We start from the raw sequence: 17,556 nt of genomic DNA, 5'->3' as shown, positions 1-17,556 counted from the left end.
ACCGTCACGCACGTCCTGCGGAAATGCCCTAGTTCAACGGAATGTTGTTGCCGCTCTTCGATGACTGGTAGCTGGTGGAAAGATCGTCATAAGCGGCCTTGATGCGGGCCGTCTGCGCCTTCAACGTGGTCTTCAGCGGATCGTCTTCACCCTCCACCAGATCGGCAATGAAGTACGAACTCCAGAAGGCATTGTTGCGGCGATACCCGCCCGGTTCCAGCCCGAAAACTTCCTTGAGGATTTTCAGGTCGTGAGGGATCGCGAAAGCGTCGCGGGAATCCTCGTGGCTGAAGAAGGAGTAGAAATTATCGAAGCCGGCCCAGGTGATGGCGGACATGCACATGGTGCAGGGTTCGTGGGTGGAGAGAAAAATCAGCTCCTTCGTGTTCGGCTTTTCGCCCAGCTCGTAAAACCGTTTCAGCGTGTGCACTTCGCCATGCCAGAGCGGATTTTCCAGCTCGTTATTGGTCTCGGCGACCACCAGCGACAGGTCCGATTTGCGCAGGATCGCCGCACCGAAAACCTTGTTGCCAAGGCTGACGCCACGCGCGGTCAAGGGCAGAATATCGTGTTCGATGACATCGAGAAGGCGGGCGGCGAGGGTGGGGTTGGTCAAGGGTCTAGTCCTTCGTGCCGCTTTAAGAAAAAGCGGTCTTCGCATGGGGAAATCGGCAGTCGATGGTCGCTCCTTGTTCGGCGCGAGGACCCGCTTTGTCAAGGGATTGCGAGGGGATTCTCAGGGCTAGCGCGGGTGTGGAAAAGCATCGCCGGTTTGTTTTCCTCCAAAACCGGGGTCTTCGAGAAATAAAAATCCAAGTGCCGGAAAGGCTTGAATTTCTGTTTCTTCAATCTTGCACCGCAATGCGGGATATATGTCCGATGCACAACGAACACGATTTTTCCGCTGCTGGCGACCGCCTTTCAACCTTCCCCGCTTTCTTCCGGGTCGAGGGGCGGCAGGTCGCTGTTTTCGGAAATGGCGATGAAGCCTTCGCGAAGGTGAGGCTTCTCGCCAACACCAACGCACATATCGTTGTCTATGCCGACCAGCCGGAAGCCGATTTTGCCCGTTATATCAGCGAAAACGGCATCGATCATCGGGCTTTGGCTTTCGCCGGCGAATTGATCGAAGGCGCCACGCTGGTCTTCGCCGCTACCGGCGATGAGGCGCTGGACCGTGAGATCGTCACCGTGGCGCGCGCCGCGAAAATCCCCGCCAATGCGGTGGATCAGCCGGAATTCTGCGACTTCTTTACCCCCGCGCTCGTCGCCCGCGCACCGGTCGCCGTGGCTATCGGCACGGAAGGGGCAGGGCCGGTTCTCGCCCAGATGATCCGCGCCCGCATCGACCAGATGCTGTCGCCGTCGCTTGGAAAGCTTGCGCGCCTTGCCGTGCAGTATCGTGATGCGGCGGAGGAGAACGTGCCGAAGGGCGCCTTGCGGCGCAATTTTTGGCGACGGTTCTTTTCAGGTGAGGTGGCGGATGCCGTCGCTGTTGGCGACACGTTCTCCGCTCGTCAGGCCGTCGGCCGCCTGCTGCAATCGCCCGAACGCAGCGAAGGCCGTATCTGGCTCGTCGGCGCGGGGCCGGGCGCTGAAGATCTGCTGACGCTGCGCGCGCAGCGCGTATTGATGGAAGCCGATGTGATCGTTTACGACGCGCTTGTGCCTCGGGCGATTGTCGATATGGGGCGCCGCGATGCCGAGCGGCTGTCCGTCGGCAAACGCAAGGGCTGCCACAGCAAATCGCAGGATGAGATCAACCGCCTGCTGGTGCGCCTCGGCAAAGATGGCAAGCGCGTCGTGCGCCTCAAATCCGGTGATCCGCTGGTCTATGGCCGGGCGGGCGAAGAAATGGCGGCGCTGCGCGAGGCCGGTATTGCCTATGAGATCGTGCCCGGCATCACCTCGGCCTTTGCTGCGGCTGCGGATTTCGAATTGCCGCTGACGCTGCGCGGTGTCGCTTCATCGCTGATTTTCACCACCGGCCACGATCTGGCTGGCGATGTCCTGCCCGATTGGGCACGGCTTGCGGTTTCCGGCGCCACCATCGCCGTCTATATGGGCCGCAGTGTTGCTGCTTCGGTCGCGAAGCGGCTGATCGACGCGGGATTGGGTGTGGAAACCACGGTTGCCGTCATCGAAAACGCCAGCCGCGCGGATCGCCGCCTGCTGCATGGCACACTGAACGATCTGCCCGAACTCGAACATCGCGATGAACTGACCGGACCGGTCATGGTCATCATCGGCGATGCGGTGGCGGGCGCCAATTTTGACAGGTCCGAGGCGCTTGCATCGTCAGTGCAGCCGGCGGATTTCAAACGGGAGTATGTAAATGGCTGAAAAGGTTTTGACCGCCAACCGCCTGAGCGATGGCATCGCCGTCTGGCTCGATGCCAACGGGGAGTGGACGGAGAACCTGCAGGGCGCAATCGTTGCCCGCCATGCGGAGGCCGTCGCCTCGTTCGAGGAAATCGGCAAGCGGGATTTTTCCGCCAACAAGGTCGTCGATGTGGCCGTCATCGATGTCATCGAAGAGAACGGCAAGCTTTGGCCGACGCGTCTTCGCGAACGCATTCGCGCCGCCGGCCCCACCGTGCACTATGCCACCGGCTTCAAGCCGGCCGATGCAGCATTCATCGCAGTCTGAGGAAGAATATGTACCGTTACGACGAGTTCGATCACGCATTTGTTGAAGGCCGCGTGGCGCAGTTTCGCGATCAGGTCGAGCGCCGCCTTTCCGGCGAACTGGCCGAGGATGCGTTCAAGCCGCTGCGCCTGATGAACGGTGTCTATCTTCAGCTGCACGCCTATATGCTGCGCGTCGCCATTCCTTACGGCACGCTGAATTCGAAACAGATGCGGATGCTGGCCCACATCGCCCGCAAATATGACCGGGGTTATGGCCACTTCACCACCCGCCAGAACATCCAGTACAACTGGCCGCGCCTTTCCGATACGCCGGATATCCTGTCTGAACTGGCGAGCGTGGAAATGCACGCGCTTCAGACGTCCGGCAACTGCATTCGCAACGTCACCGCCGATCATTTCGCCGGTGCGGCCGCCGATGAGGTCGCCGATCCGCGTCCCTATGCGGAAATCCTGCGTCAGTGGTCTTCCGTTCACCCGGAATTCTCCTTCCTGCCGCGCAAGTTCAAGATCGCCGTCACCGGCGCCGAGCGCGACCGTGCAGCCATTCAGGTGCACGATATCGGCCTGCATCTGAAAAAGAACGATAAGGGTGAGATCGGTTTCGCCGTCTATGTCGGCGGCGGGCAGGGCCGCACGCCGATGATTGCCAAGAAAATCCGCGACTTCCTGCCGGAAGAGGACTTGCTTTCCTACACGACGGCAATCATGCGCGTTTATAACCTGCACGGCCGCCGCGACAATAAATACAAGGCGCGCATCAAGATCCTCGTGCACGAGATCGGTGCGGAAGAACTGGCCCGCCAGGTCGAGGTCGAATTCGCTGAACTCAAGAACACCGAGTTGAAGCTTCCGGATGCCGATATTGCGGCAATCACCGCTTATTTCGCGCCGCCGGCGCTGAAGGACCGTCCGGAAGGCTGGGAAAGCCTGGCGCGCTGGAAGCGGGCCGATGAAGGTTTTGCCCGTTTTGTCGAGCAGAACGTCGCGCCGCACAAGCATCCCGATTACGGCATGGTGACGATCTCGCTGAAGCCGATCGGCGGCATTCCGGGCGATGCTACCGATGAGCAGATGGAACTCGTCGCCGATATCGCCGCGGAATATGCCTTCGACGAAATCCGTATCAGCCATGAGCAGAACATCATCCTGCCGCATGTGGCGCTGGCCGATCTCGAGCCGGTTTATCGCGCGCTGGTGGGTGCGGGCCTCGCGACCGCCAATGCCGGGCTGATCACCGATATCATTGCCTGTCCCGGGCTGGACTATTGCGCGCTCGCCAATGCGCGCTCCATTCCGGTGGCGCAGGAAATTTCCACCCGCTTCGGATCGCCGGAGCGTCAGGCGGAAATCGGTGAGTTGAAGATCAAGATTTCCGGCTGCATCAATGCCTGCGGCCACCACCATGTCGGCCATATCGGCCTGCTGGGTGTGGAAAAGAAGGGCGCGGAACTCTACCAGATCACGCTTGGCGGATCGGGCGATGAGAACACCTCGATCGGTGAAATCATCGGCCGCGGCTTTGAGCCGGAAAAAGTCACCGACGCCATCGAAACCATCGTCGACACCTATCTCGGGCTTCGCCTTTCGAAGGAAGAAATTTTCCTCGAAGCCTATCGCCGCGTTGGACCGCAACCGTTCAAGGATGCGCTCTACGGTTCCGCTGCAGAAGCCGCCTGAGGAGAATGCCATGACGAAAATCTGGAACCGCGACGGCTTCGTGGAAAACGATCCCTGGCTGATCGAAACGGAAGAAGTGAAGGCGACGGCGGAGCAAAAGCCGGTGCTGCCGCTTGCCGATTTTCTGGTTCGTGCCGCCGAAAGCAACGATATCGGTCTCGGCGTTCTGATCACGCCCGCCGACGATGTGACGCGGCTCGGACCCTACCTCGACCGTATCGACCTTGTCGCCATAAGCTTCCCGGCCTTCAATGACGGTCGCGGGTTCAGCCACGCTTCGCTGTTGCGCAGCCGTCTCGGTTTTGCGGGCGAGGTGAGGGCGGTTGGCGACGTCCTGATCGATCAGGTGCCGCTGATGCTTCGTACCGGCTTCACCAGCTTTGCAGTGACGAACGGCACGGCCATCCGCCGACTGTCCGAAAATCGCCTGCCGGAAATTCCGGTTTATTACCAGCCGACAGCCAAGCCGGCGAGCGGCGGTGAGGCCTACAGCTGGCGTCGTCGTGCGTCTCTATGACACGTTGCGTGGAAATATGAGTTTTTGATACATATTTCCTACGCACATGGCAGTATTGACATTCTCATGCCTTCAAACCGGAGCAAAAATGGTATAATTGCCCGGTCGGAGAATGTCGCATCGAATAAGAATGGACGGAACCTGAAATGAACGCGCCAGCCAAGACGGAAGATTTCGCGATCAAGATACCTGACGGTGTTTACGCCGAGACGGTTTTATCGGTGGAGCACTATACCGACCACCTGTTCCGTTTCCGTATGACGCGCCCGGCCGGCTTCCGTTTCCGTTCCGGCGAATTCGCCATGATCGGCCTGACGGTCGGCGACAAGCCGATCTACCGCGCCTATTCCATCGCCAGCCCTGCCTGGGACGAGGAACTGGAATTCTTCTCGATCAAGGTTCCGAACGGCCCGCTGACGTCGCATCTCCAGGCAATCACGCCCGGCGATACCGTTCTGATGCGCAAGAAGCCGACAGGCACGCTGGTTCTGGATGCGCTGACGCCCGGCAGACGGCTTTACATGTTCTCCACCGGCACCGGCATCGCGCCGTTCGCGAGCCTGATCCGTGACCCGGAGACCTATGAGAAGTTCGAGGAAGTCATCCTCACACATACCTGCCGCGACGTGGCCGAGCTGAAATACGGCTTCGATCTGGTCGAGGAAATCCGTAACCACGAATTCCTGAACGAGATCGTCGGCGACAAGCTGAAGCATTATGCGACCGTCACCCGCGAGGATTATCCCTTCAAGGGCCGCATCACCACGCTGATCGAAAACGGCAAGCTGTTTGCGGATCTGGGCGTTCCGGCGCTCGATCCCGAAATCGATCGCGGCATGATCTGCGGTTCCTCCGCGATGCTGAAGGACACCAAGGAGCTTCTGGAAAAGGCCGGCCTGAACGAAGGCGCCAACAACAAGCCTGCCGAATTCGTGATCGAGCGCGCTTTCGTCGGTTGATCCCATAAAATGCTACGAGATTTCAGGAGGCCGTCGGGCCTCCTTTTTGTTTGCGCCTTCAGTGCCGGTGTTGAGAGGCGGCGTCGTCATCCTGTTTCGGGGCTATTTCGTTGCGATAGAGAAGAAAAAGCCCGATGGCGATAGCGGCAATGCCGCCCCCGACGAGATGCGACAGCGAATAACCGCCCTTCGTCACCAGCCAGCCTGCGACGACATTGCTGAACGATGCGCCGATACCCTGAACCATCATGACGCTGGCAAGGCCGACATTAAAACGACCGGTGCCCTTCAAAATCCTCTCCACCGCAACCGGGGTGACGATGCCGAGCAGGCCCGCACCAACGCCATCGAGAAACTGCACCGGGAAGATCACCCAGAAATCCGAAAAGGCCGAGGCGAGGAGACCGCGTATCGGCAACGCGATCAGCGCGATGATGAAAACGGTCGAGAGACCGAAACGGCGTATCAGCCATGGGGCCATTGCGGCGACGAAGATCATCGCGAATTGCGCGACGCCGGTAATGATGGCGGTGGTGCGGAAGGGGGTCTGCAGTTCGATGGCGAAATCCTGTGCGATCAACCTGCCCATCGGCGCGTTGCCGAAGTGGAAAACAAGCAGAATGATGGCGAGAAAGATCAGCCCGCGTTCGTGCAACAGCACCCTGATGCCGGACGGTCCCGGCTCTCCCTTGTCTTCGGCAAGGCCACGCGCAACCTTGTGATCAATCCTATCGGGATCAATGGCCGCCGCAGCGAGCAGGGCGCCTGCAGCGGTCAGCAGCATCAGACCGATGATCCCGTTCATGCCGAAGAACGTTACGACCACATAAGTCGCGAAAAGCGACGCAAAATTACCACCGTGGTTCCAGAATTCATTACGCGAAATCTGGTGGGAAAACAGTCGCTCGCCGACAAGGCCGAGTGTGAGGCCGGCAAGCGCGGGACCGACGACTGCGCCAACCACCGCCGTCATGATCTGGCCTGTCCAGACGATCCAAACATCCGGAAAGATCAGCGTGATCAACGCCCCGACGGTCACAAGAACAACGGGGATGGCAATCAGCGTTCGTTTCCACGTCGTCCCATCCACCAGCGCGCCGCAGAGCGGTGTGGCAAGCAGACCGACGAGGCCACCGACCGTGGCGATCATGCCCAACGAAAGCGAAGACCAGCCCTGTGTCGCCAGAAATGCATCCAGAAACGGCCCGAGGCCGTCACGGGCATCGGCAAGGAAAAAATTCAGCGCTGCAAGGGCAAAAAGCGTGCGGTCTGAGATACCACCGCTACGCGGCAAGCCACCGGAAGGAAGTCCGCCGGGTGGTGCCGAAACGCCGATTGTCGTCATGAAATATGCTCCGAAAAATATGAAAGAGGGAATGGGAATTAATTGAGGCTGGCGAAAAACATCTGTGCCCGCATTTGGTTGCATTGGCACGACATGAGGATAAATCCTAGATGTTTTTGGTCGCTGCAAAGTCGGCTGGAGGAACGTTTAACGGTACTGGTGAGTTAGTCTTCGTGGAAAAACGGATACGCGCCATGAAGATCAAGGTTTTTGCAGTTTTATTTTCGGCCGGATTGCTCGGCACGCAGCCCGCACATGCGGACGAACGCGCATTTCTCTCCTCGCTGAAAGGAACATGGGCAGGCAAGGGAACCGTGATTACCCGGATAGGCACGCCGCCGATCAATGTGAGTTGCACACTGAACTCCAATGCGGGGGCATCGTCGCTCAACATGTCCGGCACTTGCCGCGGTCTTCTCGTGGTCAGGCGGGCAATCGCTGCCGATCTGTCGGAGAAGGGCGGACGCTACAGTGGCGCCTATACCGGGCCTTCCGGCCGCCCATCCGCGCTTTCCGGCACAAGACAGGGAAACGCCATACACCTGACGGTGCGATGGAACCGCGATATCAACGGCGATCGCATTGCCGCCATGACCATTGAAAAGATTGGAGCCAATGGCCTGCGGCTGCGCACCACCGATAAGGACGGCAGGACCGGCAAGACGGTGGTGACGAGCGACATCCGGCTCGTTCGCTAAGTCAGCCGTGAGACAATGACGGATGGGCGGCTCGGGTTTCTAGTGGAATTCGAGCAGCAGGGGGCAATGGTCCGAAACTTCCGGCTGCCTCACCACATCGAAACGATCGATCTGCACGGCTGGATTGACCAGCATGTAATCCGCATAACGGTTCGCTTTGGCATAATGTGAGGTCCGGGTGTCAGTAAAGCCGCGTGTCGTGACGAGTTCGGTGAGTTCCAGTTCCTTCAGCACAGTGAAGGTCTCGCTGTCAGGCAGGACATTAAAATCACCGCAGACGATGATCCGGTCGCCATCCTCAGCAATGTTTTTGACAAGTTGCACGAGGCGCTTTGCTTGTGTCAGGCGAGCGGGGATATCTTGTTTGCCATTAAGGTCGCGCAGGCCATGCATATGGGCGATGACGGCCGGCTGACCGGTGGTGAAGTCGAAAACCCTGACGGCGTGGCCCGTGCGCGACCGTGGATGATCGCCATATCCGTCTGCGGAAAAAGTCCCGTGCACGAACCCCTGTGCCTGCGCAACGATGGCCATGGACTTGCGCACAAAGGTCGCCAGCCCCCATTGGGAAGGATATCTGGTCTCGCCGTGCCAGAGATCACCCTGCGCCGCCGGACAGAAGATCGCCAGGTGATCCGGCAAGGCCTCGGCGATTTCGTGGAAGAAATTTGCCCTTTGCGGCAGGTCGATGCCGTGATCGCGGTAGCTCAGCCAGTCCTCAAAGGCAGTCGGCGTGTGCACCACCTCTTGCAGGCAAAGCATATCGGGATCGGATGAGGAGATATAGGGAACAATCTCGTCATGAAGCTTTCCGCCCCAACCATTCAGGCAAATCACACGCATTCCCACTCCATCGCCGCTTGTTTGCGGCATCCGTTCTAGCATGGAAGGCGTGACGATCAATCGTGTGTGACGAGGCCGCGAAATGTTGCTGCTGTAACGGAAAAGGCCCGGAGCGATCCGGGCCTCTGCATGTGCCAGTCGCCTGCCGTTTCGTTATATTACATCTTCGGCAGCAACACCTTGTCGATGACATGAATGACGCCATTGGATTGTTTGACGTCGGCGATGGTGACGTGGGCAACCGTACCATTCTCGTCCGTCAACGTGATTTTGCCCATGCTTTCCTTGGCCTTGAGAACGCAGCCGCCGACGGTCTTCACGTCATGCTCACCTTTGTCGTCCTTGATCATTTTTTCGATGGCGGGTGACAGTGCATTGGCGGCAACCACATGGCAGGTCAGCACCTTGACCAGCTTCTCCTTGTTCTCGGGCTTCAGAAGATCATCGACCGCACCCTTCGGAAGGGCCGCAAAAGCCTCGTTGGTTGGTGCGAATACCGTGAACGGGCCTTTTCCCTGAAGTGTTTCGACAAGCCCGGCAGCCTTGACCGCTGCGACAAGCGTTGTATGGTCTTTCGAGTTCATCGCATTTTCAACGATGTTCTTGTCCTCGAACATTGCCGCGCCGCCAACTTTGGGGTTCGCGGCATAAGCGGAAACCATGCCGATGGAAAGAGCTGCGGAAAGCGTCAGGGCGCGAACAGAAACGTTGTACATCGTTATTCCTCCTTGTGACTTCCAAACCCCGAAAGGTACTTCTTCCGGTGGCCGCTATCGGTTATCCGTAGCGACACAAGAGACGGAAGCCGGCTCCTCGAAGTTTCGAGGCGAGCCAGGAAAAATAATAAATAATTGATTTCAAGAATGATTATGTATGTGTCGACATAAAAAAGCCCGGAGCGATCCGGGCTTTTGTCTTGAGCGAAACGAAGTTTACTCAGCCGCTTCGGCATAAGCCTCCATCGGCGGGCAGGTGCAGATGAGGTTGCGGTCGCCATAGACGTTGTCGATGCGGTTGACCGGCGACCAGTATTTGTCGATGCGGAACGCGCCGGGTGGGAAGCAGCCCTTTTCGCGGCTATAGGGACGATCCCATTCGCCAACGAGGTCTTCCACCGTGTGCGGCGCGTTCTTCAGCGGGTTGTTGGTCTTGTCCGCACGGCCTTCCTCGATGTCGCGGGCTTCCTCGCGGATCGCCAGCATGGCATCGCAGAAACGGTCGATTTCCGCCTTGGTTTCGGATTCCGTCGGCTCGATCATCAGCGTGCCGGCAACCGGCCAGCTCATGGTCGGCGCATGGAAACCGCAGTCGATGAGGCGCTTTGCGACATCGTCCACCGTCACGCCGCAGCTATCTGCCAGCGGACGGGTATCGATGATGCACTCATGCGCCACGCGGCCGGTTTCGGACTTGTAGAGCACGTCGTACGCACCCTTCAGCCGCTCAGCGATATAGTTGGCGTTGAGGATCGCCACCTTGGTCGCCTGCGTCAGCCCTTCGCCGCCCATCATCAGGCAATAGCTCCACGAAATCGGCAGGATCGATGGCGAGCCGAACGGGGCAGCAGACACCGCACCCTCACGACCGTCCGTCGCCGGATGGCCGGGCAGATAGGGAGCAAGATGCGCCTTGACACCGATCGGTCCCATGCCGGGGCCGCCGCCGCCATGCGGAATGCAGAAGGTCTTGTGCAGGTTGAGATGCGAAACGTCCGAACCGATATCGCCGGGGCGGGCGAGACCGACCATGGCGTTCATGTTGGCGCCGTCCAGATAGACCTGTCCACCATGCTTATGGGTGATTTCGCAAATCTCGCGAACCGTCTCCTCGAACACGCCGTGGGTGGACGGGTAAGTGATCATGCAGCACGAGAGGTTTTCCGCATACTGCTCTGCTTTTGCACGGAAATCATCGATATCGATGTCCCCGTTATCACGCACTTTCACCGGCACGACTTTCATGCCAACCATCTGCGCCGAAGCAGGATTGGTGCCATGCGCCGACGTCGGAATGAGGCAGACGTCACGGTGTGTGCCGCCATTGGCGAGGTGATAGTTGCGGATGGTCAGAAGCCCTGCATATTCCCCTTGCGCGCCGGAATTCGGCTGCATGGAGAAGGCGTCGTAGCCGGTGACCGAGCACAGCTTTTCCGAGAGATCATCGATCATCTCCTTGTAACCGAGTGCCTGATTGGCAGGTACGAAGGGATGAATGTCGGAAAATTCCGGCCAGGTGATCGGCAGCATTTCCGCTGTCGCATTCAGTTTCATGGTGCAGGAGCCGAGCGGGATCATCGAGCGGTCGAGCGCCAGATCACGGTCCGAAAGGCGGCGGATGTAACGGGTCATCTCGCTTTCGGCACGGTTCATGTGGAAGATCGGATGCGTCATATACTGGCTGGTGCGCAGCAGGTCCTTCGGCAGACGATATTCCGGCTCGAAATCCGAGATCGAGAAATTGCCGCCGAAAGCGCGCCAGACAGCTTCCAGCGTTGCCGGGCGCGTGCGCTCGTCAAGGCTCATGCCGATCTTGGTCGCGCCAACCTTGCGCAGGTTCACGCCCTCTGCAACAGCCGAGCGCAGGATGACGCCCTGCATATGGCCGACTTCAACGGTGATGGTGTCGAAGAAGGTTTCCGGCTCGATGGTGTAGCCGAGCTTTTCCAGCCCCTTGGCCATCAGAACGGCCTTCTGGTGGGTCTGCTGGGCAATTGCCTTGATGCCCTGCGGACCGTGGAAGACGCCGTACATGGAGGCCATGACGGCCAGCAGCACCTGCGCCGTGCAGATGTTCGACGTCGCCTTTTCGCGGCGGATATGCTGTTCGCGTGTCTGCAGCGACAGGCGATAGGCGCGGTTGCCGCGCGCATCGACCGAAACGCCGACCAGACGGCCGGGCATGGAGCGCTTATGCGCATCCTTGACGGCCATGTAAGCGGCATGCGGACCGCCGTAACCAACCGGAACGCCGAAGCGCTGCGAGGTGCCGATGGCGATGTCAGCGCCCATTTCACCGGGCGACTTCAGAAGCGTCAGCGCCAGAAGATCGGCAGCGATGGCGGCAATCGCGCCCGTCTGGTGCAGGCGGGAAATCAGGCCGGAGAAATCGCTGACATGGCCGTGGGTGCCCGGATACTGGAAGATCGCACCGAACACATCGACCGGGTCGAGATCAGTAAAGGGGTTGCCGACGATCACCTTCCAGCCGAGCGGGGCCGCACGGGTCTCGATCAGCGCAATGGTCTGCGGATGGCAATTGGCGTCAACGAAGAAGGCGGTCGCCTTGGACTTGGCAACACGCTGGCACATGGCCATGGCTTCGGCAGCCGCCGTCGCTTCATCGAGCAGCGATGCGTTGGCAACATCGAGACCGGTCAGATCGCACACCATGGTCTGGTAGTTCAGCAGCGCCTCAAGGCGGCCCTGGCTGATTTCCGGCTGGTAGGGCGTGTAAGCCGTGTACCAGGCCGGGTTTTCCAGAATATTGCGCTGGATGACCGGCGGCGTGATCGTGCCGTAATAGCCCTGGCCGATCAGCGAGGTCAGAACCTGGTTCTTGTTGGCCGTCTCGCGAAGACGGTCGAGCGCCTCGCGTTCAGTCAGCGCAGCACCCCAGGTCAGCGGCACCTTCTGGCGGATGGAGGAGGGAACGGTGGCGTCGATCAGGGCATCGAGGCTCTTATAGCCAACGACCTTCAGCATCTCGGCCATTTCCGACGGCGACGGCCCGATATGACGCCGGTTGGCGAAATCATAGGGCTGATAGTCGGTGAAATGGAATTCGGTGGGCGTCGTCATTACGCGATCAGCTCCTTGTAGGCTGCTTCATCGAGCAGCGTCTCGGCATCGGCCGGATTGGAGAGTTTCAGCTTGAAGAACCAGCCCGCGCCCTGCGGATCGGAATTGACGAGCGAGGGATCATCGACGATCGCCTGGTTGATTTCGACCACTTCGCCATCCAGCGGACAATAGACATCGGAAGCCGCCTTGACGGATTCAACGGTCGCCGCGTCGCCATCCTTGGAGAAGGTGGCGCCCACTTCCGGCAATTCGACGAAAACGAGATCGCCGAGCTGTTCAGCGGCGTGGCTGGTGATGCCAACGGTGGCGATATCGCCTTCGAACTTCAGCCATTCGTGTTCTGCGGTAAATTTCAGCATGGGGACGTCCTTTCCGGGAATGTTATCTGTTGTGTTGATTGGGCGTCGGCGGCGGGGATACCCCCCTCTGTCCTGCCGGACATCTCCCCCTCAAGGGGGGAGATCGACACGCGGATAAGTCTCGCCCATCGCCAAGTTTGAGAATGGAGCAACGAATATGCCTCTTGCCGATCTCCCCCCTTGAGGGGGAGATGCCCGGCAGGGCAGAGGGGGGTGGCGGCTGGCTCGACCATTATCGACTACCGTTTGTAGGTGGGCTTGATGAAGGGCAGGGCAGCGACGGTGACGGGCAGGTATTTGCCGCGCACTTCCGCAAAGATCGCCGTGCCCGGAGCAATATAGGCTGCAGGGACGTAGCCCATGGCGACGGGACCTTCGACCGACGGTCCGAAGCCGCCGGAGGTCACTTCGCCGATTTCCGTCTTGCCTTCGGCATCCGCAAAAAGCCTGGAATGACCGCGCACCGGCGCCTTGCCCTCTGGCTTCAGGCCGACGCGACGGCGCGATGTGCCGTCCTTGAGTTCACCGAGAATACGCTCCGCCCCCGGGAAACCGCCCTCGCGATCACCGCCAGCGCGGCGCGCCTTCTGGATCGCCCATTCAAGCGACGCTTCGATGGGGGAGGTCGTTGTATCGATATCGTTGCCGTAGAGACAAAGACCGGCTTCCAGACGCAGGCTGTCACGCGCGCCAAGCCCGATCGGCTCGCAATCGGGATGTTCGAGCAGGGCCTTGGCGATCTCTTCCGCCTTTTCGGCAGGCACCGAGATTTCAAAACCGTCCTCGCCGGAATAACCGGAACGGGACACGATGCAGGTAACGTCGTGAAGCGGAACTTCCAGCACGTCCATGAACTTCATGTCGGAAACGCCAGCCCAGAGTTCGGCCAGAACCGCTTCCGCCCTTGGTCCCTGAAGCGCAATCAGCGCCCGATCGTCGAGGAGGGTAACGTCGCAGGCATCGGAAAGATGCGCCTTCATATGGACGACATCGGCATCCTTACAGGCGGCGTTGACAACGACAAAAAGATGATCGCCGCGATTGGTGATCATCAGGTCGTCGAGAATACCGCCGTTCTCGTCGGTGAAGAAACCGTAACGCTGGCGGCCTTCCTTGAGGCCGAGAATATCCACCGGCACCAGCTTTTCCAGCGCAAGCGCGGCATCGGCATTGCTGCCGGACTTCGCCTTCAGAATAACCTGACCCATATGGGACACGTCGAACAGGCCGGCGGAGGTGCGGGTCTGAAGATGTTCCTTCAGAACGCCGGCCGGATATTGCACGGGCATGTCGTAACCGGCAAACGGCACCATGCGGGCGCCAAGCGATATGTGCAGGGAGTGGAGCGGCGTGGTTTTCAGCGCGGCGGTATCGTCCAAGGACGCCTCCAGGGTTGCGCGAAAGATCGCGCGGGCTCAGGTCATGGCGCAAAGCACCGGTTCAAGAGCCCCCTCTGTCCTTGTCGCCTGAGATTGTTATCCCTTCGGCGAGCCGTCCTTATGAAAGGTGGCTTCTCTCCAGAGTTCCGTCGTCACCGCTGGTCCTTTTGCCTGAGAGTTTCCGGGGCGGTTGCTCCTTCGGCACCGCATTGAAGCGGTTTCTCCCAACGATGATGCGACGCTCATTATCTTCGAAGACCCGTTATTGGCAAGGACCAAATGACGCATCTGAACAGATTCTTGCTCCATCTGCGCCATCGGCGCAGCGATCTGGGGCGACAGATGGTCTTGGCGACTTTCTTCAGTCGGATTTTTTCTCCGGCAGACCCTTGCGTTTCGTCGATGCGAAATCCTCAAGTTCTTTTTCCGTCATGGACTTCTCCATGCTTTTTGAAGCACCTTTTAAACTGGATTTCTTCATTTCTCCGCGTTTGGCCGCCAGTGCGGCGCCCGCCGCTTTCTGCTGGGCCTTCGATTTGGCTGGCATGTCGGGCCTCCCTTGGAACGATGGTTGCGGCAGGAAAATGCCCCCCGGCATCTATTGTTCCCTTGCTACGGTCTGGCCTGCGGCAAAATTCCCCTTTGAAATCGGAGAGAAACAGGGATATCGCCTAGAACATGGATGCAAATCGAACACGACGATTGATGGGAATGGAGAAAATGCTTCGCATTTTCTGCGCGACCCTGATGTTGTCCCTCGGTTTTGCCCACAAGCCGGCGCTTGCCGCAGCACCCGCCGTTGCGCTGGATGAGAGTTACCGGCTGCCGGACGGCACCTTCGCGGAAATCTGCCTTGGCCATGGCAACGGCGTCAATGCTTCTCATAACAAGGAAGGCCCCGCCCATTCCGGCGACGCCATCCTGTTTTGCGAGGCCTGCCTGCTCGCCTCGTCCATTCTTCTGCCGATGCCCGATACGGCTGGCTGGCTGAAGACTGAATTTGCCTGGCTCGACAACCGCCTGCCTGCGGAATGGAGCTTCCGCTCCGTGCTGACGATCCAGAAGCCCGCCGCGCGCGGCCCGCCATCCCTGTCCGCCTGATTTTTCGTTTTACGGGATCATCGCCGCCTTTTGCGGCACGGAGCGGCTGCGCGGACCCAGAGGGATAGCAGCCGCAGGGACAAGCAAATGAAAACCACCAAGATCATCACCTGCAGCCTTTTCGTCGCCTCGGTTTCGACCGCGCAGGCTTTCGCCCATGCCACATTCGTTGACGGTTCGGCCGAACAGGAAAGCACCGTCGTTGCCGCCCTCCAGGTGCCGCATGGCTGCGAAGGCGGGCTCGCCACCACAGAAGTTCAGATCAAGCTGCCGGAAGGATTCATTGCCGCGAAGCCCCAGCCCAAGGCTGGCTGGGAACTGGAGGTCATCAAGGGAGACTACCAGAAGGCCTACAAGAACCACGGCAAGGAGATTAAAAGCGGACCGGTCGAAATCCGCTGGAAGGGCGGCAACCTGCCGGATGAATTCTACGACACCTTCGCAGTGCAGGGAAAAATCTCCGGTATTGAGGCGGGGCAGGACCTGCCATTCAAGGTAACGCAGCTCTGCGGCGACAAAGGCAAGGTTGCCTGGGACGAAGTGGCAGCGGCCGGCGTCGATCCGCATTCCCTGAAAAGTCCCGCTCCCACCATTCGCGTTGCCGAAAAGGCTGCGCATGCCGGCGGCCATGATCATTCCGCCATGGATATGGATGTCGTAAAGGCCGGCAGCCTCGAAGTGTCGGAGGGAACGACCAAGGCCATGCTGCCGGGCCAGCCCGTGGGCGGTGGATACGTGACGATCAAGAATACCGGCGATAGCGACGACAAGCTGATCGGCGTTGGATCGTCGTCCGCCGGACGTGCAGAAATCCACGAGATGGCCATGGTCAACGACGTCATGAAAATGCGCAAGCTGGATGACGGCATCGTCATTCCCGCCGGCCAGACGGTGGAGCTGAAGCCCGGCGGCCTGCACATGATGTTCTTCGATGTGAAGAAGCCCTTTGCCGAAGGCGACAAGGTGCCGGTAACGCTCATATTCGAAAAGGCCGGCAAGGTGGAGGTCGTGCTGTCCGCAGGCGCAGCCAAGGGCGGCGGCGACCACCAGCATAATTGACCGATAAAAAACGGCTACCGGAACGCGTGACAGGTCCGGTAGCCGCAAATTTTCATCTGTCGTGTTTGTTCTTCAGCGCCGCGGCGAAAAGCAGGATGGCATTTGCCCACGTAATTTTCCGGAACTCGGTCGCAAATCTCTAGAAGATCAGTCTGACACCAAGCTGAATGCGGGGATACCGCGTATATGGCGAAAAACTGAAGAAACGACATTAAAATATCTAAATATCAGCCTGATTTATAAGTTACTTTCAGATTTTGATTTGAAGCTGTTTTCCTCGTAGGCCTCCACGGCCTGCTCCAGCGTCGCCTGTGGTTCTTGGCGCTGGCTGCTTGCTATCAGGAAATAGAGGGTGAGGGCCGGCGGCTTGATCGTCGTCATCAGGCCCCGGAGCTGGAAGTCATCCCCGTTTTCGGCCTTGCGCGCCAGTTCGTGAATGGCCTCTTCAACCTCGCTCTTGCGCGGCACGCGTTGCGGCGGCTTCATGGCCTCCAGCGCATAGGCCGCTGTATTCGCGGAAACGGAAAGAACCTGTGTCATCGAACCTCCGGCCATCTTCGCCGACCCTGAAAAACCGTAGATTAACAGTTGCCCATTGTTGGAAGGCTAAATCGCACAGCTGCAATTTAATCGTATTTTAACAGCCGAAAGCGCCGGGCGAAGGGGTTTCGCCAGCGCTTCCCATGGTCTAAAAATGTCCTGGACCGTCCGGTCCGACGATTTCTTCCGGAGACACAATTCCCCATGATCAATATCGCCCTTGTCGCTGCAGGCGGCGCAATCGGTTCCGTGTTCCGTTATCTGGTCGGGGTTTGGAGCATGCGGTTGGCCGGACCGAATTTTCCCTGGGGAACCCTTGCCGTCAATGTGGTCGGATCTTTCCTGATCGGTCTGCTGGTCGAGCTTGTGGCGCGGCGGCTGAACGCCTCGATGGAAATGCGCCTGTTTCTCGTCACCGGCGTGCTCGGCGGGTTCACCACATTCTCGTCCTTCTCACTCGATGCGGTCGCGCTGTTCGAACGCGGCGCGCTCGGGCTATCGGCCGTTTACGTGCTTGCAAGCCTTGCTGTTTCCATCGCAGCGGTTTTCGCCGGGCTGGCCTTGGGCCGCAGTTTGTTCTAAAGGCTTGGTCCAAACGGCGCGCCGACGAATAGGGCGCGCGATCAG

Annotated in this window: 18 protein-coding genes and 1 riboswitch; of the genes, 9 read left to right on the top strand and 9 right to left on the bottom strand. The window is 59.2% G+C overall.

The window, feature by feature from the left end:
• Positions 1-28 precede the first annotated feature (28 nt).
• On the bottom strand, positions 29-661 hold the full coding sequence (locus F3H58_RS04495; RefSeq protein WP_502706412.1) for a deaminase: 633 nt from the start codon (positions 659-661) through the stop codon (positions 29-31).
• Positions 662-879: 218 nt separating this feature from the next.
• On the opposite strand from F3H58_RS04495, the gene cysG reads away from it, so the two are divergent.
• The 5 genes from cysG (at position 880) to F3H58_RS04465 (ending at position 5,805) form a co-directional block, all read left to right on the top strand.
• Positions 880-2,343 (top strand): siroheme synthase CysG, encoded by a 1,464-nt coding sequence (gene cysG / locus F3H58_RS04485; protein WP_149741382.1) that lies wholly within the window; start codon positions 880-882, stop codon positions 2,341-2,343.
• Entirely contained in the window at positions 2,336-2,650 is a 315-nt protein-coding gene (locus F3H58_RS04480; RefSeq protein ID WP_149741381.1) for a DUF2849 domain-containing protein, read from the top strand. The genes cysG and F3H58_RS04480 overlap by 8 nt, the downstream gene beginning before the upstream one ends.
• A gap of 8 nt (positions 2,651-2,658) precedes the next feature.
• Positions 2,659-4,329, top strand: coding sequence for a nitrite/sulfite reductase (locus tag F3H58_RS04475; protein WP_149741380.1), 1,671 nt, complete (start codon positions 2,659-2,661; stop codon positions 4,327-4,329).
• A gap of 10 nt (positions 4,330-4,339) precedes the next feature.
• Positions 4,340-4,846: a DUF934 domain-containing protein gene (locus F3H58_RS04470; RefSeq protein WP_078052953.1), complete on the top strand. Its 507-nt coding sequence runs from the start codon at positions 4,340-4,342 to the stop codon at positions 4,844-4,846.
• 146 nt (positions 4,847-4,992) lie between these two features.
• Positions 4,993-5,805 (top strand): ferredoxin--NADP reductase, encoded by an 813-nt coding sequence (locus tag F3H58_RS04465; RefSeq protein ID WP_149741379.1) that lies wholly within the window; start codon positions 4,993-4,995, stop codon positions 5,803-5,805.
• Between the two features lie 58 nt (positions 5,806-5,863).
• Here F3H58_RS04465 and F3H58_RS04460 read toward each other — a convergent pair whose 3' ends face one another.
• The gene (locus F3H58_RS04460) at positions 5,864-7,150 is read right to left on the bottom strand and encodes an MFS transporter (protein ID WP_149741378.1); all 1,287 of its coding nucleotides are present in this window, start codon (positions 7,148-7,150) and stop codon (positions 5,864-5,866) included.
• A gap of 194 nt (positions 7,151-7,344) precedes the next feature.
• On the opposite strand from F3H58_RS04460, the gene F3H58_RS04455 reads away from it, so the two are divergent.
• The gene (locus F3H58_RS04455) at positions 7,345-7,848 is read left to right on the top strand and encodes a hypothetical protein (protein WP_149741377.1); all 504 of its coding nucleotides are present in this window, start codon (positions 7,345-7,347) and stop codon (positions 7,846-7,848) included.
• A 39-nt stretch (positions 7,849-7,887) separates the two neighbouring features.
• Here the strand turns inward: F3H58_RS04455 and F3H58_RS04450 are convergent, their stop codons facing one another.
• From F3H58_RS04450 to F3H58_RS04420, 6 genes are all read right to left on the bottom strand, one after another.
• Positions 7,888-8,691, bottom strand: coding sequence for an endonuclease/exonuclease/phosphatase family protein (locus F3H58_RS04450; protein WP_188128775.1), 804 nt, complete (start codon positions 8,689-8,691; stop codon positions 7,888-7,890).
• 158 nt (positions 8,692-8,849) lie between these two features.
• Positions 8,850-9,407 (bottom strand): fasciclin domain-containing protein, encoded by a 558-nt coding sequence (locus F3H58_RS04445; RefSeq protein ID WP_149741375.1) that lies wholly within the window; start codon positions 9,405-9,407, stop codon positions 8,850-8,852.
• Between the two features lie 216 nt (positions 9,408-9,623).
• Positions 9,624-12,488: an aminomethyl-transferring glycine dehydrogenase gene (gene gcvP / locus F3H58_RS04440; protein ID WP_149741374.1), complete on the bottom strand. Its 2,865-nt coding sequence runs from the start codon at positions 12,486-12,488 to the stop codon at positions 9,624-9,626.
• Positions 12,488-12,850, bottom strand: coding sequence for a glycine cleavage system protein GcvH (gene gcvH / locus F3H58_RS04435; RefSeq protein WP_065655405.1), 363 nt, complete (start codon positions 12,848-12,850; stop codon positions 12,488-12,490). The genes gcvP and gcvH overlap by 1 nt, the downstream gene beginning before the upstream one ends.
• Before the next feature lie 239 nt (positions 12,851-13,089).
• Positions 13,090-14,229 carry a glycine cleavage system aminomethyltransferase GcvT gene (gene gcvT / locus F3H58_RS04425; protein WP_149741373.1) on the bottom strand — a complete coding sequence of 380 codons (1,140 nt, stop codon included), beginning with the start codon at positions 14,227-14,229 and terminating at the stop codon, positions 13,090-13,092.
• 149 nt (positions 14,230-14,378) lie between these two features.
• Positions 14,379-14,466: riboswitch (glycine riboswitch) on the bottom strand.
• A 124-nt stretch (positions 14,467-14,590) separates the two neighbouring features.
• Entirely contained in the window at positions 14,591-14,776 is a 186-nt protein-coding gene (locus F3H58_RS04420) for a DUF3008 family protein (protein ID WP_003523602.1), read from the bottom strand.
• 173 nt (positions 14,777-14,949) lie between these two features.
• Here F3H58_RS04420 and F3H58_RS04415 point away from each other — a divergent pair, with 173 nt between their 5' ends.
• Together F3H58_RS04415 and F3H58_RS04410 are read left to right on the top strand one after the other, a co-directional pair.
• Positions 14,950-15,330 carry a hypothetical protein gene (locus tag F3H58_RS04415; RefSeq protein WP_080857013.1) on the top strand — a complete coding sequence of 127 codons (381 nt, stop codon included), beginning with the start codon at positions 14,950-14,952 and terminating at the stop codon, positions 15,328-15,330.
• An 87-nt stretch (positions 15,331-15,417) separates the two neighbouring features.
• Positions 15,418-16,389 carry a copper chaperone PCu(A)C domain-containing protein gene (locus F3H58_RS04410; RefSeq protein ID WP_149741372.1) on the top strand — a complete coding sequence of 324 codons (972 nt, stop codon included), beginning with the start codon at positions 15,418-15,420 and terminating at the stop codon, positions 16,387-16,389.
• Positions 16,390-16,626: 237 nt separating this feature from the next.
• Here the strand turns inward: F3H58_RS04410 and F3H58_RS04405 are convergent, their stop codons facing one another.
• Positions 16,627-16,929 (bottom strand): hypothetical protein, encoded by a 303-nt coding sequence (locus F3H58_RS04405; RefSeq protein WP_149741371.1) that lies wholly within the window; start codon positions 16,927-16,929, stop codon positions 16,627-16,629.
• A gap of 204 nt (positions 16,930-17,133) precedes the next feature.
• On the opposite strand from F3H58_RS04405, the gene crcB reads away from it, so the two are divergent.
• A complete protein-coding gene (crcB, locus tag F3H58_RS04400; protein ID WP_003523608.1) occupies positions 17,134-17,511 on the top strand; it encodes a fluoride efflux transporter CrcB in 378 nt (125 codons plus the stop codon).
• Positions 17,512-17,556: the final 45 nt, after the last annotated feature.

Origin of the sequence: Rhizobium sp. NFACC06-2 (assembly GCF_900101425.1) — a bacterium.
GTDB classification, from domain to species: domain Bacteria; phylum Pseudomonadota; class Alphaproteobacteria; order Rhizobiales; family Rhizobiaceae; genus Agrobacterium; species Agrobacterium leguminum.
Note: the sequence above shows the minus strand (reverse complement) of the source record. Positions and strands in the feature narration are given on the sequence as shown.